Here is a 739-nt window from a genome sequence, read left to right as displayed (position 1 = left end):
GCTGCCGGCGCTGTTCCCACATGGTGACGCGCGATCCTGGTTCACCTCGAGCGCGGCACTGGCCGACGAAACGGCCTTCCGCAACGCCAGCCTGCAAGCCGCCTATCTGATCCTCGCGGTGCGTGCCCGTGGCCTCGACGCGGGCCCGATGTCCGGCTTCGACAAGACAAAAGTTGATGAAGCGTTCTTTACCGGCACGACCTGGAAATCAAATTTCCTCATCAACCTCGGCCACGGGGATCGGTCGAAGCTGTTCGACCGCCTGCCACGTCTCTCCTTCGAAGAGGCATACCTCCTCTCCTGACCTCTTTGCCGGAGCCCGCCGCCATGCAAACCATAACTCCTGTCGAAAACAACGACTTCACACATGCTGAGGACAGCAGGGTCCTGTTTCGCGATGCGATGGCGAGACTCGGCGCTGCCGTCAATATCGTCACAACCGATGGTCCCGGCGGGATCGCGGGCTTCGCGGCGACGGCCGTCTGCAGCGTCAGCGACACGCCCCCCACCCTTCTCGTCTGCATCAACCGCGGCTCTTCAGCCTATCCTGCCGTCAACACCAATCGCGTGCTTTGCGTCAACGTGCTGAAAAGCGACGATGAAGACATCAGCAGCGTCTTCGGCGGCAAGACACCGATGCCTGAGCGCTTCAAGCTCGGCGAGTGGTCGCTGCTCGAAACCGGCGCGCCGGCGCTCGTAAATGCGATCGCCTCCTTCGATTGCAAGGTCAGCAGTATCC

Annotated in this window: 2 protein-coding genes; both read left to right on the top strand. The window is 61.8% G+C overall.

All coding sequences use genetic code 11. The annotated features are described in order from the left end of the window. The coding region (locus AB4Z23_RS27445) for a malonic semialdehyde reductase (RefSeq protein WP_441361181.1) at positions 1-304 on the top strand (304 nt) is incomplete at its 5' end. A gap of 23 nt (positions 305-327) precedes the next feature. Continuing rightward, positions 328-739 (top strand): flavin reductase (locus AB4Z23_RS27440; RefSeq protein ID WP_441361180.1); only part of this gene is annotated, 412 nt, incomplete at its 3' end.

It is taken from the genome of Agrobacterium sp. MCAB5 (assembly GCF_052114365.1).
GTDB classification, from domain to species: domain Bacteria; phylum Pseudomonadota; class Alphaproteobacteria; order Rhizobiales; family Rhizobiaceae; genus Agrobacterium; species Agrobacterium tumefaciens.
This window is presented reverse-complemented; position numbering and strand designations above follow the sequence as displayed.